General features: G+C 52.6%; 15 protein-coding genes and 4 pseudogenes. 4 read left to right on the top strand and 15 right to left on the bottom strand.

Annotation, left to right across the window (positions count from 1 at the left end; genetic code table 11):
• Nucleotides 1-37: 37 nt before the first annotated feature.
• The 11 genes and pseudogenes from gldM to lipB form a co-directional block, all read right to left on the bottom strand.
• Nucleotides 38-1,627, bottom strand: a complete 1,590-nt coding sequence (gene gldM / locus MUN84_RS13555) for a gliding motility protein GldM (RefSeq protein ID WP_262920527.1) — start codon at nucleotides 1,625-1,627, stop codon at nucleotides 38-40.
• A gap of 84 nt (nucleotides 1,628-1,711) precedes the next feature.
• Nucleotides 1,712-2,527 carry a gliding motility protein GldL gene (gldL, locus tag MUN84_RS13550; protein WP_244694556.1) on the bottom strand — a complete coding sequence of 272 codons (816 nt, stop codon included), beginning with the start codon at nucleotides 2,525-2,527 and terminating at the stop codon, nucleotides 1,712-1,714.
• Between the two features lie 98 nt (nucleotides 2,528-2,625).
• Complete coding sequence (locus tag MUN84_RS13545) at nucleotides 2,626-3,474, bottom strand: SUMF1/EgtB/PvdO family nonheme iron enzyme (RefSeq protein WP_410780051.1); 849 nt, start codon at nucleotides 3,472-3,474, stop codon at nucleotides 2,626-2,628.
• 407 nt (nucleotides 3,475-3,881) lie between these two features.
• Nucleotides 3,882-4,834, bottom strand: a pseudogene (locus tag MUN84_RS13540) (PorP/SprF family type IX secretion system membrane protein).
• A gap of 184 nt (nucleotides 4,835-5,018) precedes the next feature.
• Nucleotides 5,019-5,836 (bottom strand): annotated as a pseudogene (locus tag MUN84_RS13535) (uroporphyrinogen-III synthase).
• Between the two features lie 77 nt (nucleotides 5,837-5,913).
• Nucleotides 5,914-6,132, bottom strand: a complete 219-nt coding sequence (locus MUN84_RS24615; protein WP_410780050.1) for a DUF4271 domain-containing protein — start codon at nucleotides 6,130-6,132, stop codon at nucleotides 5,914-5,916.
• Entirely contained in the window at nucleotides 6,051-7,064 is a 1,014-nt protein-coding gene (locus tag MUN84_RS13530; RefSeq protein WP_244694554.1) for a hypothetical protein, read from the bottom strand. The genes MUN84_RS24615 and MUN84_RS13530 overlap by 82 nt, the downstream gene beginning before the upstream one ends.
• Before the next feature lie 47 nt (nucleotides 7,065-7,111).
• Nucleotides 7,112-7,585 carry an MraY family glycosyltransferase gene (locus MUN84_RS23055; RefSeq protein ID WP_262920526.1) on the bottom strand — a complete coding sequence of 158 codons (474 nt, stop codon included), beginning with the start codon at nucleotides 7,583-7,585 and terminating at the stop codon, nucleotides 7,112-7,114.
• 8 nt (nucleotides 7,586-7,593) lie between these two features.
• Nucleotides 7,594-8,181, bottom strand: coding sequence for a glycosyltransferase family 4 protein (locus tag MUN84_RS23050; RefSeq protein WP_262920525.1), 588 nt, complete (start codon nucleotides 8,179-8,181; stop codon nucleotides 7,594-7,596).
• Between the two features lie 67 nt (nucleotides 8,182-8,248).
• Complete coding sequence (locus tag MUN84_RS13520; RefSeq protein ID WP_244694553.1) at nucleotides 8,249-8,668, bottom strand: hypothetical protein; 420 nt, start codon at nucleotides 8,666-8,668, stop codon at nucleotides 8,249-8,251.
• 3 nt (nucleotides 8,669-8,671) lie between these two features.
• Nucleotides 8,672-9,479 (bottom strand): annotated as a pseudogene (gene lipB, locus MUN84_RS13515) (lipoyl(octanoyl) transferase LipB).
• Between the two features lie 222 nt (nucleotides 9,480-9,701).
• Here lipB and MUN84_RS13510 point away from each other — a divergent pair.
• Nucleotides 9,702-10,061 carry a YraN family protein gene (locus tag MUN84_RS13510; protein WP_244694552.1) on the top strand — a complete coding sequence of 120 codons (360 nt, stop codon included), beginning with the start codon at nucleotides 9,702-9,704 and terminating at the stop codon, nucleotides 10,059-10,061.
• Between the two features lie 36 nt (nucleotides 10,062-10,097).
• Here MUN84_RS13510 and MUN84_RS13505 read toward each other — a convergent pair whose 3' ends face one another.
• The 4 genes and pseudogenes from MUN84_RS13505 to MUN84_RS13490 form a co-directional block, all read right to left on the bottom strand.
• Nucleotides 10,098-10,898 carry a toxin-antitoxin system YwqK family antitoxin gene (locus MUN84_RS13505; protein ID WP_244694551.1) on the bottom strand — a complete coding sequence of 267 codons (801 nt, stop codon included), beginning with the start codon at nucleotides 10,896-10,898 and terminating at the stop codon, nucleotides 10,098-10,100.
• A 355-nt stretch (nucleotides 10,899-11,253) separates the two neighbouring features.
• Nucleotides 11,254-13,085 (bottom strand): annotated as a pseudogene (gene htpG, locus MUN84_RS13500) (molecular chaperone HtpG).
• A 163-nt stretch (nucleotides 13,086-13,248) separates the two neighbouring features.
• Nucleotides 13,249-13,701, bottom strand: a complete 453-nt coding sequence (locus MUN84_RS13495; protein WP_244694550.1) for a hypothetical protein — start codon at nucleotides 13,699-13,701, stop codon at nucleotides 13,249-13,251.
• A gap of 270 nt (nucleotides 13,702-13,971) precedes the next feature.
• Nucleotides 13,972-14,325 (bottom strand): hypothetical protein, encoded by a 354-nt coding sequence (locus tag MUN84_RS13490; RefSeq protein WP_244694549.1) that lies wholly within the window; start codon nucleotides 14,323-14,325, stop codon nucleotides 13,972-13,974.
• A gap of 652 nt (nucleotides 14,326-14,977) precedes the next feature.
• Here MUN84_RS13490 and MUN84_RS13485 point away from each other — a divergent pair.
• The 3 genes from MUN84_RS13485 (at nucleotide 14,978) to MUN84_RS13475 (ending at nucleotide 16,540) form a co-directional block, all read left to right on the top strand.
• Entirely contained in the window at nucleotides 14,978-15,250 is a 273-nt protein-coding gene (locus MUN84_RS13485; protein WP_244694548.1) for a hypothetical protein, read from the top strand.
• 529 nt (nucleotides 15,251-15,779) lie between these two features.
• Nucleotides 15,780-16,352: a carboxypeptidase-like regulatory domain-containing protein gene (locus tag MUN84_RS13480; protein WP_244694547.1), complete on the top strand. Its 573-nt coding sequence runs from the start codon at nucleotides 15,780-15,782 to the stop codon at nucleotides 16,350-16,352.
• Nucleotides 16,349-16,540 carry a TonB-dependent receptor plug domain-containing protein gene (locus tag MUN84_RS13475; RefSeq protein ID WP_317239218.1) on the top strand — a complete coding sequence of 64 codons (192 nt, stop codon included), beginning with the start codon at nucleotides 16,349-16,351 and terminating at the stop codon, nucleotides 16,538-16,540. The genes MUN84_RS13480 and MUN84_RS13475 overlap by 4 nt, the downstream gene beginning before the upstream one ends.
• Nucleotides 16,541-16,547 lie beyond the last annotated feature (7 nt).

Here is a 16,547-nt window from a genome sequence, read left to right as displayed (position 1 = left end):
ATCAAAAAAGCGCAGTACTTGGTTCAGGTAAGAACGCTTAAATCAGCGGAATATTGAAGGTCTTCGAAACGTTTACCGTTTCCGTGTTGCCCTGGAAGTTCATACGCTGTACCTCTTTTACTTCAATATACAGACGGTCACCTTCACGAGCGGTATTCACTACGTCGTTCAAGTTGGCTTCAGGCCCGTTGATAGGACGGGTAGGCATAGCCGGACGCTTACCCCGTACCAGCGTGATTTCGTAACGAGTAACGCGGTAACGAGCATCCTCGGGCAGGAAGGTAGCGAAGCCAGCATCAGCAATAGCGCGCAGCTGCATGTTGCGTACTGCCGTAATTGGAGTGCCTTGCTTTTCATTAGCCTCACGACCACCTACTATGCACTTGATGTCCGGCTTAGGAATGGGACGAACTTGGAAGGTTTGCGAGCCAATGGGGTTACCACCGCTGCTTACGCTCAAAGTCACTTCCCGTGAGTTCGGAATCAGGGTTACCTCGCCCTTAGCCGAACCTTTGATAGTAGAAGCACCCGAAGCCGAGAAGCTAGGATCGTACTGAGCACCTAAGGCGGGAACCTGTACGCTTAGCTTGTTACCACACTTGAAGTACAGCGCCTGCACCGATGCCGACTGAATCTGCATTACGGGCTTGGTTACCGTGTACTCCACCTTTTTAGTAAAGGTAGTGTCGCGGCCGTTCTGCTTGAAGCGAATTGTGCCAGTCCAAGAAGCTTTGGCATTTCCAGAGGCATCAAAGCCACCAGGGCGAGCCGTGAATTCTACAATGCCATGACCATTCGGATCAACACGCAGGGGCGAACCGTTTAGCGTCATGGTAGGACGCAAGTCCGAAGCCGATGCAGTCAGGAAAAGTTCTGCTTTGTACTTAGTACCAGCTGCTACCGTATTCGACTCAGCGCTAGCAAAAGCACCTATTTTGTCGAATACGATGGTAGTAGCGCCAACCTGTGCCGCCAGCTTGTTCAGGGCGTCAGCCTCGTACTTCAATACCTCCGTTTCTTTCTGTGACAGTACTGCCAAAGCAGCTACCACCGGTGTGTTCTCGAAGTTCAACTGAGCAAAGTCCTTGGACTTCTGATCAGCGGTTACGCTCTCGTCATCTTTCGGCTCCAGAGCCAGGGCCGGAGCGGTAAAGCCGGGCACCATTTTCTGCAGGTCAGAAGCATAAGCATTCAGCTCGTCCTTCATCTTGTAGCCCAAGCCATTGCGGCTACCCGCCCCACCGAGCATTACGTTAGCTACCTTATCGGCAGCTTCCATATTCTTGTACTCGTTCTTGCTTTTGTTTTCCGTGGCGTCCAGCAATTTGGTGCGGATGTCACGGAGGTAGGCGACCATTTTAGCCGTCCGCTCCCGTACACCTTCGCTTTGCTTTAGAATAGCAAGGTCTTTGGCTTGGTTACGGTTACGAGCTACAATTTCCTCAATACCTTTTACGGCACCTTGGTTGGTTTTAGCAGTCTTATCGTTTACCCCGATCAGGCTGTCATCTAGAAATTTGAACTTCAGCAAAATAGCTGAATTCACTTGTAGGGCGAGAAGTGCAGTCAGTACCAAGTACATCATGCCAATCATCTTCTGCCGTGGAGTTTCTTTTCCTCCCGCCATCGTATCTCTCTGTGTCTATAACTGCTGAGTAGAAAGAAGAGCGCCCAAGGTTTGCTCGGGCACCATCATTACAATCTTGGCAAATTAGTTGGTAGCGCGCATAGCGTTCAACATGTTGCCGTACACGCGGTTGAGCGAGCTCAGGTTCGAAGTCAGGCTGGTTACTTCCTGCTTGAACTGATCGGTTTCTTTGCCGGCCTCCGTCAGGTTTTCCATGGCCTGGGTCAGGGTGCCATAGAACTTATTCATAGACTTCAAGTGCGTATTGGCGTCCTGAAGTTCCATTTCGTACACAGCATTCAGAGCACCCAGATTCTTGGTTACATTCTGAACTTGTACGTGATACTCGCGGGCGTCATTGGTGGCATCGGCCATAGCCGTCATAGCCTGGGCCGTGTGCGCGTATGACTCGTTGATACGCTCGAGCGACTGGGCAGCGGAACGAACTTTCGAAGTGTATTCTTCGGTAGCGTTAGTAGCATCACCCAGGGTAGAAAGCTGCTGCGTAGTGGTGCTGAGGCGGTTCAACCCCTGGCCCAGCGAAGCAATAGCCTCGGGAGTTACGTTGGCATCCTTCAGCATATCGTCCAGCTTGCGGGTCAAGCCCGTGCCTCCATTGTCAATAGCGTTGGTGCGGAAGCTGGGGTTGCCAGTGGAAGGGTCATACCCCTCGCTCAGTTCTGGGTAAACCAACGACCAGTCTACTTCTTTGGGATTGGGCTGAAAGGCACTTAGGAAGAAGATCAGAGCTTCTGTTCCCAAACCAACGATGAGCATTTCGTCAGCACCCTTCAAGTGAAGAATTTTAAATAGAGCCCCGATAATTACGACTGCAGCCCCGATGCCGTAAATTTTCGGCATCACCACATCGTAGAAAAAGTTACCGCCCTTTGCTGCCATGTTGTAAAAGATTGAAAAAAGGTAGTTGGAGTGATTGTGAAAAGTCGAAACGCAAGTCAGAGAAAAGCCGCAGCCGGCAGAACGGGTAAGGAAACCGCTTAGTTTAAGGCTCCGTTGGAACCCATACCAATCTGAATCATGGCCGTGCGGAAACCGATATAAGAGCGGGCGGAATCCTGATACTCAAAGTTGCGGGTACCCGTCTCAAGGAAGTAGGCAATGTCCTTCCAAGAACCGCCGCGTACTACTTTGCGCGGTTCGTTGTCGTCCGGGTTAGTTGGGTTCATATCCCATACTACAGGCACGGAAGCCTCCATATAGGCGTCATCACACCACTCCGATACGTTGCCTGACATATCGTACAGGCCGAAATCGTTCGGGAAGAAAGCGCCAACTGGCGAAGTATAGGCATAACCGTCAGAGGCGTAGTCACCGCGGCCTGGCTTGAAGTTGGCCAGCATGCAGCCTTTCGAGTTACGCAGGTAGGGGCCGCCCCAAGGGTAAGTAGCTAGGTCACGGCCACCGCGGGCAGCGTACTCCCATTCTGCTTCAGAAGGCAAACGAAAGTTCGGCGTGGGAGCCAAGCCAGCCTCGGCGTTGGCGGCGTTCTTATTTTTGGTGCGCCAGTTGCAGAAATACTTAGCGGCAAACCAGTCTACACCTACTACCGGGTAATCATCGAAGGCAGGGTGGGTGTAATAGTACTCCATGAGCGGGTCACCCATGTGATACGTGAAGTCACGCACCCACACGGTAGTATCCGGGTAAAGCTCCGTCATCACGTACTCCTCGCCGAGTACATCGATAGAGTCTTGCCGGATGGCATTCATAAACTGACGGTATTCATTATTGGTAATCTCCGTCTCATCCATGTAGAAGCCGGCGATGGTCACCTGCTTGTTCATGTTCACCATGGAAGCCGAGATATCCTGGTCCGTCTGGCCCATATGGAAGGTGCCGCCGGGGCAAGGCACCATACCGAAGGGAACTTCCTGCGGGTTAAACTCCGGACGGTCCTCCGCCCCGACTAGGTCGCCTTGCGGTCCAGTACCGAAACCACAGCCCCCAGGATAAGCGTCGAAAGCGCGACGAGAGGCAATAAGAGAAACTTGTTCATGTGAGAAAGAAAAAGACTGTCTAGGCGGCGATACCCAAAGATTACAATTTTCCGAGCTGGCAAATCTAGCAAAACATCCGGTCGTAAACAAGCCAATCGGCCAACACTAACAGTTTGTCTACGAATCACTTTCACAACCAGCTTAACGAAGAAGGCCAGCAATTTATTGAATGCCCCATGGAGATACAATGGGCAAACCATTGTAAAAGGGCTATTTTCTATTTAAAAGCCCTAAAATTAGAAGCTGTACCGTGGAGTATGGATTGCCGGCTTAATTTTTAAACCGGGTTTTGGCAGCCGGTATCCCAACATTATTTCAAATGAGCTAGATGCTTTCGCATCTTGGCCAAATGCAATTATGTCATAAGCTAGTCCCAACCGCAATGCATTATCCTTAGCAAAGCTAATCCCTCCCAAAGCGGTAAACGCGTCCCCAGATCGGTATCCTAGTCCTCCCAGTACCGATCGTCGAAAGTAGCCCTTGCGCCAAGCTCATATGAGTTATTACGCAGGGAAAACTTATCCTCATCCCCAAATTCGCCCGGCAATACCATCTTCACAAGAACAGTTGGTGTTAGGACAACGGATGAAGTCAGGTCAATATTGTAACCTGCTGTTAGATAGGCATGATTCTCATTCAAATATCGGGCCGAACGCCCGCTAGTAGCGACCTGGCTATTGAATTTATACTCCGAGCGTAGCAGATTATTAACGCTTAAGCCTGCATACAGCCTGGGTGCCTCATACCATAAACCAGCTCCTACATCAATCTTCCCATCCGAACCTTCTAACGGCACATAGATATCGTTTTCGTCGTTGGCTCTGAATTTACCTTGGTAGATATTATTAAATACACCTTGGATACCCAAGCCTAACCGGCCTTCGCCAATGGTAAGATGCCGAGAGTAAGACAGTTGCACGTTTGTTGTGTTGAGCTGTGCTATTCTATCTCGATAGACACCGATGCCTATGCCACCAGCCAAGATAGGTAGGGGCAACGATGCTGTAATAGAAGCAGTGGTAGGCGAGCCGCCCTCATCGAAGGTGCCGTTGTAGCCGATATATTGCGAGCGGCCAAGAGCAGTAATTTCACCGTAACCTTTTACCCCAGCGTATGCAGGGTTGAGGTACATGCCGTTAAACCCATAGTGGCTGAACTGAGGCTGCTGCTGAGCTACAGCTTTACCCATGAACAGAACTGCACAAAGGCAGAGTATACTTCTCTTCATATCAATAAACGACAAGCCAGGAACAGATGAAAAACGGCAGGCAGGACGTCTTCAAATGTAACGAAAAAACTGCCTAGAACATTTCACGGCGTATACGCAAGAGGAGCAGTAGTGGCTGCTCCTCTTACCCTATTACTCAGATACTTTACTTGTTACTCTTTTTCTCTTTCATGGCATCTGCTCCGTGGTGCAGACGGATGTAAGCCTCAATAGCCCCCGTCATGGATGGAGCATTCGGCTGAGGAGCCTCAATATCTAATTCTAAACCTGCTTCGAGCACAGCTTTGGCGGTAGTGGGGCCAAAAGCAGCAATGCGCGTTCCATCCTGCTCGAAATCAGGGAAATTGATGAACAACGAGCTGATGCCAGACGGGCTGAAGAATGCAATGCAATCGTACTTCACATCGGATAAATCCGACAAGTCGCTGGCTACAGTGCGATAGATAACTGCTTCCGTAAACTTGAAGTTGTTTGCCCGCATAAACTCCGGAATATCATCCTTCCGAATATCGGAGCAGGGGTACAGAAACTGCTCGCCTTTATGCTTCTTGATGACATCGAACAGATCGGCAGCTGTCCGCTGGCCCACGAAAAGCTTACGCTTACGCAGCACGATGTATTTCTGTAGGTAATTAGCCGTTTGCTCCGAGATGCAGAAGTACTTCATTTCTGCAGGCATCTCAATTTTAGCCTCCTGGCAAATGCGGAAGAAATGGTCAACGGCATTGCGGCTCGTAAAAATAATGGCCGTGTGCTCCTGAATGTTGACTTTCTCTTTGCGGAAATCCTTGTAGGAAACCGGCTGAACCTCAATAAACTCCCGAAAGTCTACCTTGATGCCGTACTTCTCGGCAATGGCAAAGTAGGGGAAACGTCGCTAGAGGGCTTTGGCTGGGTGACAAGAATGCTGGAGATACGCTTGGCATGACGGCCCGTCCCCGGTTTGTCTTTGCTCTCGGCCATAAGGTAGAAAAAAGGGTAAATCTAAGGCAATAAGGAGAGGGTGCGGGCAGAACCGGTGCAGGCCGGTACAAGGTGTGTCAGTAGGTAAAAACGATCAGCTTGAGCAGAACGATCAAAGGAATCACTTCTGTGGCGCAAAGGTACGAAAACAAATGTAGATTTAGTAGGGATGTCTTATGATGCAAGGTGCGCCCAACCCGGAGCACAGTACCAATCAACAGCAAGGAAACCACCCCGTTGGAAACCCACAGCACCGTCTCAGGTAGGCGCTGATTGAGACCCAAATACAGGAGCATAACGGCGGGCAGGAACAGCCCATAAACAGGATGGTGCGGATAAACTCGCGGTACTGAATAGTTACTAAATCCGCTACATCGAAAATGTAGCCCATCAACTCCAAAAACAGGTATTTACCAAGTACAAACCCCGCCACTAAGGCCGTGTACAGCAATACCCGCACAACAATTGCCGATTCCGCCACATCAAATAGGCGACGCAGAATAACTATGCTTTGGATGTTGGTGTGGATGGCAACGAGCAGCAAAGCAAAGGAAAGCGCGAAGAGCAGCACTAACACTAAGTTCAGCCAGGTTAGCGTGGGCTTGATTAGAAAATCCTGCTCAGCGGAGCCTTTGCCCCATAAGCCCTCTAGCTGATAGATGCGGGTGAAACCTGGCTGGTAGGTAGCCCGCAAACCACCATAACACAGGCCAATCAGCAGCAGAAAGCCAACGAATACATTCTGGCCTTGATGCCCGCGCGGACGGGGTTGGGCGTCGAGGGGAAGGGCGGCGGATTTGCCCGCCTGCGTAGGCTTAGCAGGCACGGCGTTTACAAAGGAAGCCAGGTTGGGCGAGGCATCGGGCTGCCACACGCACAGCAGATGAGGGCCTGGCACGCTACCCGGGGGTAGCAAACGGGCTAGGTCCAGGGTATAGGTGGCTGGCGTCTGGGCGGTGAATACGAGCCGGTTGTCAATGAATAAGCTCAGCCTTTCCCGGGCCGTAAAGCTGATGAGCAAAGACTTGGCAGGCCGAATTGACAACCACTGATAGTAGGCGTGAGCCGGCGGATGGTAGTCGGATAGGTAAAGGACCAGGCGGTTACGTGCTTCGTCGTGAATCAGCCAATCTTGGGTTAGGCCCGCGCGCGGAGCCGGCGGCAACGGCCGGTATTCGGCGGCCCGAAGCAATAGCGGAAACAGGCTCAGACCAGTTAGCCAGAGCAAGGCCCAAAACCGACGAAGGCTGCTGCTACGCACTGATAAATGGCGTACTAATTTGAGGCTACCCGCTGCCGCTCTGCCCGGCTGTGATACACCCCCAGGAATACGCTCAGTACCAAGGAGAAAGCAACTAGCGCACAGATTAACAAGGTGTTACCCAGGTAGGCAAAGTTAATAACGAACAGAATCACTACCACATTCAGCAGGCCCAGCAGCACCACCGTGCTGATTTGCTGAAAACCCATGGCTAGAATGCGGTGATGCACGTGGTTCTTATCAGGGGAAAAGGGCGACCGGCCGGCCATCATCCGAACAATAAATACCCGTAGGGTGTCAAACAAGGGCACGAACAGAATGCCGGCCGCTACGGATGGTGCCGAAGAAGCAAAGGGCTGACCTACCTTCAGGCCCATCTCGATGAATTGAATGGTCAGGATGGATACAATAAAGCCGCAGACCAGGGAGCCGGTATCACCCATGAAAATCGTGGCTTTGTGGAAGTTGTAGCGCAGAAAGCCCAGCATCCCTCCTACTACACAGACGGATACGAATACGTAGTTACCAAACTGCTCGCCCCGTACTGGTAAAAGTAATAGCCGAATGTGCTGACGATAATCAGGACGATGGAGCCCGCTAAACCATCCAAGCCATCAATCAGGTTAATGGCGTTGGTTATTCCAACGATGGCAAAGAAGGTAAAGGCGTAGCTAATGCCCACTGGCAGTTCTTGAATGCCTAAAATGCCTTGAAAGCTGGTGATGCGCACATCCGCCATTATCATGACGATGCCGGTAGCTAGGAGCTGACCCACAAACTTCTTGGAAACCGAAATACTTACTAGGTCATCTTTCAGACCCACAAAAAACAGCACGATGCAGCCTGCTAGCAGTTGCTGTACGCCGTTGTTGAGGGGAGCGAAAATGGTAAGGGCCGACATAAAGCCAGCGAATACAGCTACTCCGCCCAAACGCGGAGTAAGCGACTCATGCACGGTCCGCACATTGGGCGTGTCGAGCATGTTTTTCAGGTGGGCAATGTATATAATGGACGGAACGGCGAACAATGCCACCAGAAACGCCCATAGGGAGGACAGACCCAACTGAATTCCGAGTGCATTCATTGCGGTTCGGCGCTTACGGTAAGATGTATCCCAGGATGGGATAGGTAATTGAGAGGCAAAGATACGGCTAACTATGCAGTACGCCCGGCCGCTCCAGCAAAGCAATGTGCGTTAAGTTGTCAGAAACGATGGAGTCGGGAACGAAGATGAATTTTTTATCAAAAATCTTCGAGTCAACATAGTAGCTCACCCAGTACTGATTGTTCAGGTGGAATAAGGCTGGGTCAATGGGCTCGATTAGCACAGCAGACCGCGGCTCTACTTCCAACATAACGTGCCGCAGGGTTGAGGTGCGGATTGGTTCTCCTTCCGGGTCAACCCCGTAGCCATTAGAGCTTACAATGACATTCTGCAAGGCGAAGTCGTTGTGATTCAACAGGTACACCTGCCAGCCCAACTGGTTTTCTGAGGCTTCTGTCGCGTTGTCGTCGGGCACTACGGTGATGGACACTCCTTCAACGGGGTCGAAAACGATGTCTTTTTTCATGGGTTAACTGTTCTCGTACATCTCGGCACCTAGCAACTGGCTCAGGTGCGGAAGCAACCGGTCCTGCACTTCTGCTAGGGTACGGGCCGTCCTAGTTCTTGCTCCAAGGAAGTCACGGCCTTATCAGTGATGCCACAGGGCACGATGTGACCGAAGTAGGCCAAGTTGGTATTGACATTGAGGGCAAAGCCGTGCATGGTCACCCAGCGGCTGCACTTCACGCCCAGCGCGCATATTTTCCGCGGGTTAGCAGCCCCCTCCTCAAAATCAATCCAGACGCCCGTCAGGCCAGCAATCCGACCAGCTCGTACGCCATACTCGGCCAGAGTAAGAATGATGGCTTCTTCTAGCACGCGCAGGTAGCGGTGAATGTCAGGGAAGAAGTTGTCGAGGTCGAGGATGGGGTAGCCAACTAACTGCCCGGGACCGTGATACGTAATGTCGCCGCCGCGGTTGATGCGGTGGAATGTGGCCGCGTGAGCCGTTAGGCCAGCTTCATCTAGGAGCAGGTGCTCGGGTTTACCGCTTTTTCCCAGCGTGTACACGTGGGGTGCTCGCAAAGCAGTAAGTAATTAGGAGTTGGCTCAGGCAAGGCACCAGTTTCGGCAGCTTGGCGGTTGCGAGTTTTCACCGCTAAGGTATCGGCTAGTAGTTGCTCCTGCAGGTCCCAAGTCGGCTGGTATTCACCTACTCCCAAACGCCGTACTTCCACCCGGCGGTTTTGTCCGGTGGCAGCTACATTAACAGCACCGACTGGGGTAGGAGGAGTGCCCGTAGAATCCGAACTAGCGCAGGCGGAGTACATGGTCATGTGGCAAAGCGAAAGGAAAGGGGCCCGAAAGGAGGTAGCCAACAGCTACGGTTTCTTGGCTGTTTTCTCCTTGCTTTTCAAGCCTGGCAAGCTCCCCATTAGCGGGTTACATCCGCGCCTGAAGAACTCACCTTCTCCGTGTAGAAACAGTCAAAGGTACTAGATTTAGTCCCAAACCAGTATATCTGGCTGCTGTTCTCCTTGGCTTACCCAGCTTTTGTCATGCGTATACCCTCCCACCAACTTGGGCATGATGGTGAAGAAATTGGCCTGCGCTACTTGTTGGCGCAAGGATATGAACTGGTATACCGCAACTACCGCTACCGCCGGGCGGAGGTAGACCTAATTGTGCGGCAAGGCACTCAGCTACTAGTGTTCGTGGAAGTTAAAACGCGTTCCTCTGTTCTGTATGGCCACCCCGAAGAATTCGTCACGGAGCGCAAGCGTCAGTTGTTGCGCCTGGCTGCCGAGCAGGTACAGGAACAGCTACAGTGGCGCGGCGACATTCGCTTTGACATCTTGGCCCTGCAACCCACCCACGAAGGGCTACGCGTGGAGCACTTTCAGGATGCTTTCTATTAAGCTGTCATTTTCACGACCCAAACGCACGGCACTACTTTAGTTTTTAGCACCCGGACGAGACGTGTCGGGCTTGTCCCGGTTATCGAACTTGTCCTTCTCGAAAATAGCCACGCCGTTGCGGTTGTACTCTTTGACCAGTACGGGCTCCGTCACTTCTGGCTCGTAGCCAGACTCACCGTATTCATACTCGTACCGCAGGCGGTTGCGGGTGTTCCGAAAACCCCAGTAGCGGTTCCAAGTTCCGATGCGCTTGCCATTCTCAAACTGTCCTACCCACTCCAGTTGGCCGTTTTCATTGTAACGCACGTAGTCGCCTTCCAGCTTGCCGTTCACGTACGGGATAACCTCCTTTACCTGCTTCTGGCCCGCATCGTAATACGTGACGTTGGCGTCTCGCGGGAAGCCCATTTCATAATGGGTTTTGCTGACTAGAATATTGTCGCGGGTGAATTTCTCCCAGCGTAAGTGGCGGGTGCCTACGGCATAGAAACCGGTTTCAACCACTTTCCCGCCCTGCATTTTCTTGTAGGGCCCGTGCAGCACTTTTAGCTGGCTGCCATCAACCTCGCCGGGCGGCGCTTTAAAAATACGGCGCTTCTTGGGGTCAAATACGTAACGAGCGGGGGCGTACACATTGGGTTGCTGGAAAGCACGCAGGTAATAGAAAATTTCAACCGCCTGGTTTTTACCCTTGGGTCCAGATTTCACATAACCCTTCTTGATTTGCTCTCCCAGGAAGATGTTCTTTTTCTTGCGGGGCTTGCGCTGAGCTGCTTTTTCCTTCTCCTTGGCTGCCCGCTCCTGCTCCTTGGTCATGGTTACGCGCTGAGCTTCCAACGACGGGGCATTAGTCGTGTCACGGGCCTTGGTCAGCGTGTCCGCAAGGGCAAGCCCCCGGCTGCTTCCGGGCGGCTATTAAACGATACCGTTTTTTTGGAGCAGGCTCCTACGGCTAGTACCAGTAGAAGCAATAGAGCATACGGACGCAACAGACGCATTAAAGTAGAGGGCAGGATTCGCAGCATCGAACGTAAAGATATAGGGATTTGGTGCCCAGTTGCGACGCCCTTGCATACTCGAACCCATAGGCAAGTGCACCTAAACAACGGGCGCATTCCTTACAACGACAAAACCCCAGCAACCTAAGCCACTGGGGTTTTGTACCAACATAGACTTTAAAGACTTTCTAAGACTACTCCGCGGCTAGTAAATCGGCGCTGCGCTTCACAAAGGCAGTTAGCGCCTCGCCTTTCAGCAGGCCTTGGGCTAGCAAAGCCAAGTCGAACGCCTGACGGGCCAGCGTAGAGCCTGCCTCACCTTCGGCCTGCAGTACACGCTGGGCTACGGGGTGGTTGGCATTCACGCTTACGGTATAGGAGTCGGGTAGGGAGCCGAACATCTGCATACCTCCCCCACCGCCTACTCGCTGCATGTCTTTCATGCGGCGCATAAACTCAGGTAGTGTGATAATCACCGGCGCATCCTGGGGCGACAGGGCTTCTACCTGCACGTGCATGTGCTCATTGCTGATGGCCTGCTTGAACACGTCCTGCAGCTTGGTCTTGTCATCGTCGCTCAGCACGCTTTCTGTCGCCTCGTCCTTTTCAATAAGCTTGCTAACCGTATCAGCGTCAACCCGCTTGAAAGTGGTCTTTTCAAGCTTCTGCTCCAACTGCCCAATGAAGTGCGGGTCCAGTACCGCATCTAGCTTTAGCACGTCGTAGCCCCGCTCCGTAGCCGACTGCACGTAAGCGTGCTGGGCCTCCGGGTCGGAGGTGTATAGCACAACGGTCTGGTCGTTCTTATCCTTCTGGTTGGCCTGAATAAACTCTTGGTATTCAGGCAGCGTGAAGTATTTACTGGCCATGTTCTGCACCAAGGCAAAATCTTTAGCCTTATCGTAGAACTTCTCGTCCGAGAGCATACCATACTTCACGAACAGGCCAATATCGGACCACTTCTCCTCAAAGCCCGCGCGGTCCTTGCGGTACAGCTCGGCCAGCTTGTCGGCTACCTTTTTGGTGATGTAGGTATTGATCTTGCGCACGTTTGCGTCGGCCTGCAGGAAGCTCCGCGACACGTTCAGCGGAATATCCGGCGAGTCGATAACGCCGTGCAGCAGCATCAGGAACTCGGGCACTACGTCCTTTACCTCGTCGGTAATGAACACCTGGCGCGAGTACAGCTGAATCTTGTTGCGCTGAAACTGCAGCTCGTCCTTCACTTTCGGGAAGTACAAAATACCCGTCAGGTTAAAGGGGTAGTCTACGTTGAGGTGAATCCAGAACAGGGGCGGCTCCGAGAAAGGATACAGCTCCTGATAGAACTTCACGTAGTCCTCGTCGGTCAGTTCCGAGGGTTGCTTGGTCCAGATGGGGGCCGTTTGGTTGATTACCTCGCCCTCAAACTCAATTTCAACCGGTAGGAACTTGCAGTATTTGTTGAGAATCCCTTTCAAGCGCGCCGCTTCCAAAAACTCATCGGAGTCTTCAGCTACGTGCAGGACCACGTCGGTACCCCGGTCGGCCTTGTCGGTCGTTTCAAGGCTGAACTCGGTGCTACCATCGCATACCCAGTGGGCGCCTTCAGTATCGTCTTTGTAGCTCTTAGAGAAGATTTCTACCTCTTTAGCCACCATGAAAGCCGAGTAGAAGCCCAAGCCAAACTGACCAATGATTTGGTCTTTAGCCGCCGCGTCCTTCTCCTTGTACTTCTCTACAAACTCAGTGGCCCCGGAGAAGGCAATTTGGTTGATGTACTTTTTAATTTCCTCGGCCGTCATCCCCAGGCCACGGTCCGAAATGGTGATGGTGCGGGCTTCCTTGTCCACGCTTACTTTCACCTTCAGCTCCCCAGCTCGCCTTTGAACTCCCCTAGCTGCCCCAGGCTTTTCAGCTTCTGCGTGGCATCTACCGCGTTGCTTACCAGCTCGCGCAGGAAGATTTCGTGGTCGGAGTACAGGAACTTCTTGATGATGGGGAAGATATTCTCGGTATGAATCGAGATGCTACCTTTCTCTTGCATAACAGGTCAGGAAAGTTGAATGAAACGAAAACCATGACGACTTGCCCGCCTTGTGGGGCGGTAGCCGTGCCGGCAGCGCGTTTCAAACCTTGTTCCAGCCCCGTACGGGCTGCCAGCTTGGCAGCCCGTGGCCTTATGTGCAGTGTAGAGTAGAGTGTATTCGCTAGGCAGCCTCGTATGCGTTGTGTGACACTGTCCACCGCGTGCCTTCCGCGTTACTGGATTGTTGCAGCCATTCCAAGGCCGTAGCGCTGTCGTCGAAGACCTGCATATCAAAGGGCGGAGACACCACGCTGGACTCCAGCAAGGCCTGATGCTGCATGTACGACGTGAGAACCAGCGCCAGCTGCTGCAACTGCAGGCCCGGTAGCTGCTGTTGCACGCGCTTCTCTAGCACGTAACAATCTAGCACCGATAACTCAGGCATGCCATCTAAGTTGAGCAGCAGGCGCTGAATACGTTGGGCGCGTACTTTTTCCAGCACACCCAGCAGGCAGTCTTTTGCCTGATGCGTGGAGGATAGCGCCCGCCAATGCACCTGTAGTAGACCGTGGTCTGTTTCGTACCAGATCTGGAAACAATCGTTATTCACTAGCTTTTCGTCCAAATTACCCATAACACCATGCGCGTCGCCAACAGTTTTGCGGCGAATAACAAGTCAATACTACTAGGTCGAAAACTTGCAAATTAAGCAACTCGGCCACCTCAAGTCAACACCCGGTCAATTGCACATTTTAGCAGACAAACCTGTTATAGTCGAGATTATAAGGTATATCTGCCTGACTTTATTTAACTTTCCCAATCTGAGAGCATCTCAGCTATGGTCGTTTCAAAGTTGGATTATCAGGTAGTAAAGCGCAACAGTTACTCGCGGTCAAGTTGCTTCTTACAGCAACAGCAGGCTCTCGGCAGTAGGCTGCAACTTCGCGTGTTCCCACTGCCGCTCTAAGTCAAGGGCCTGCGCAACGGTAGGCGCAAGCCAATCGAGGGCGGCCGGAATATCTGAGAAGAATTGCACCTCAGCCCGCGCATACCGCCGCCCATCCGTCAGGACGTTCTCTACTACCAGCTGGTTGTGAAGGCCCAAGGGCATAATGAGGGCCACAGAATGAATTCCTACGGTGGCAAATTCGGCCAACCACGCCTCACTTAGCCACGCCTGCTCATCGGTGCCAACCGGAGCCATGCGGGACACATCCGCCAGCCAGCTAGTTACCTGATGGCGCTTCGAGTATGCCACTAACTTCTTAAATACAGCTTGAAACTCGCCCGTTGAAGTAGGCCCGCACCACTCCCACCGTAGTAACTGTAGTGTTGGCTCCAGATGAACCAAAAGCGAACCAAACGCAAAAAACATAACAAAAAGCAAAAACCGGGTACTATTACTACGTCAACAACCATAAAAGTAAAAAGTGCTTATCTGAATAAAATTACATTTCGTCAATCCCTATATTCTGCTCGACAGATACCCTGATTATGCCGCTTGAGTTAGAGCAGCCTCTCCCGATGGGAACGTTCAACCAAAACAAGTAATGGCACCTTACCAGGCTTTATTGCCTGATAAGGTGCCACCAGCTTACCTAAGATCAGTTTTTAGAATGTTCTCCTTCCTACATCTCAGATAGGAGACTACACAAATAGTTGCTCCTGGTCTGACTTTTCCTCTTGTTTAATCTGAGGACGCAGGTAGCGCGCTATGCGTAACAACAGACGAGCTTTCAATGCTTTCATGTCAATTTCTGTTTATCTTGATACATACAAAGCTATGATTGTATTATTTCCTTATCACTGCGTAATTATTATGCTATCATGACTACGCAATTTTTTTACGCTACTCTTTCGTAATTCGCTTTTACCAGTACATTTGCTTTACTGCTGCTACAACGTTGCAAATGCGTACTTTTCGTTCTCGTCTGGCTCTTGTGCTGCTCCTGTGCTTTGTGCGGGTGCTGCTGCCCGACGCGTGGGTACTAGCCTTGCACGCTCACCAGCACACCACCGAAGAGCCCACGCAGGCCCTGAAGTGGCCGAAAGGCAAGGCCCTGCTCTCAGCCAAGCACCAGCACTGCGACGCAGATCAGTTTTTTAAGTCGGCTTTTGAGCCGGCTGTACTCCCGGCGCTGCTTGATGGCAGCGCCCCGCAATTCGCTATTCTACCCCGCTAGTATCGTCGGTAGTTTGGGCCGCCGTTTTGCCGGCTACCGCCTACCTCCGTGGCCCGCCGCGCGAGGCGTAAGCGCACTGCTGCTCCAGCAGTTTTTCAATTCCAGCAGTGAGCTGCGGCGCCTTTAGCGTCGTCAGCATCTTGTGCGCTCCGGGCTATTTCTGGCCAGTTGAGCGGTGGTAGCTGGTTGTTCGTCCATACTCAAGTGCCCGTTGAGGTTACCTCCGGCACGCCCAGCGCCACCTAGCGCAAGCAGGCGGTTGCCTCGCTTTCTTCCTCTTCTGTAAAGCTGCGGCGGGCATTATGTGCCTTGTCTGGCTTAGCTGGCGCCCCTGTTCGTGGCGCTGCACAACTGCCAACGCAGAACTCAGCCCGGTTCGCTTCCCCGATTTTCAGCGTTTTTCTCCCTGTTTGGTTGTGGAGAAACTGAGGGAAGGCATCGGTTTCTGGCTGGTGCTTTCCTTGGTTTCGCCCCGGGCAGCTTTTCCCATTCACCTGCCATTCATTGGCTTCGGGTAAATAACCTTTCTATGCCTCAGTTTTCCTTAACTGCCGGGCTGCTGCTGCTTTCTGGTAGCGTAGTGGCACAAACCTCAGTTGTTTCGCCTAGCCCTGCGGCGCCCGCCAACCCAGTGCCGGTGCGTGCGGCCCGCGTGGCCGCCCCACTTGTAACCGGCCGCGTTACCGATGCCGCTACCGGTGAGGTGTTGCCGGGTGCTACCGTTGTTTTCCCTGACCTGCGGCGGACCACCGCGGCGGGCACCGACGGTACGTTTCAGTTCGCTAACCTGCCGCGCGGGCGCTTTCTGATGCAAGTGCGCTTTGTGGGCTACACGGCTGTGGTGCGCACCATTGATACCGGTACAGGCCAACCTTTGGAAATAGCCCTCACGCCCGCTGAAACCGAGATTGGGCAAGTTGTTGTCACGGGCGTTTCGGCTAGCACGGAAATGCGCCGCTCGCCCATTCCCACCAACGTAGTAGACCAAACCCGCCTGCGCCAAACGGCCTTTACCAACGCCATTGATGCCATTGCGCACACGCCCGGCCTCAACCAAATTACTACCGGGGCCGCCATCAGTAAGCCCGTTATTCGGGGCTGAGCTCGAACCGTGTCATCACGCTTAACAACGGCGCTAAGCAGGAAGGCCAGCAGTGGGGCGACGAGCACGGCATTGAAATTGACGAGTTCAGCATTGATAGAGCCGAAATTATTAAGGGGCCCGGCTCCTTATTATATGGCTCCGATGGGCTGGCGGGCGTTATTAACTTTCTGCCCCCGACCCCGTAGCGGACGG

The organism is Hymenobacter sp. 5516J-16, from assembly GCF_022919335.1.
Classification (GTDB): domain Bacteria; phylum Bacteroidota; class Bacteroidia; order Cytophagales; family Hymenobacteraceae; genus Hymenobacter; species Hymenobacter sublimis.
The sequence above is the reverse complement of the archived record's forward strand: the minus strand, read 5'-3'. Positions and strand labels throughout refer to the sequence as shown.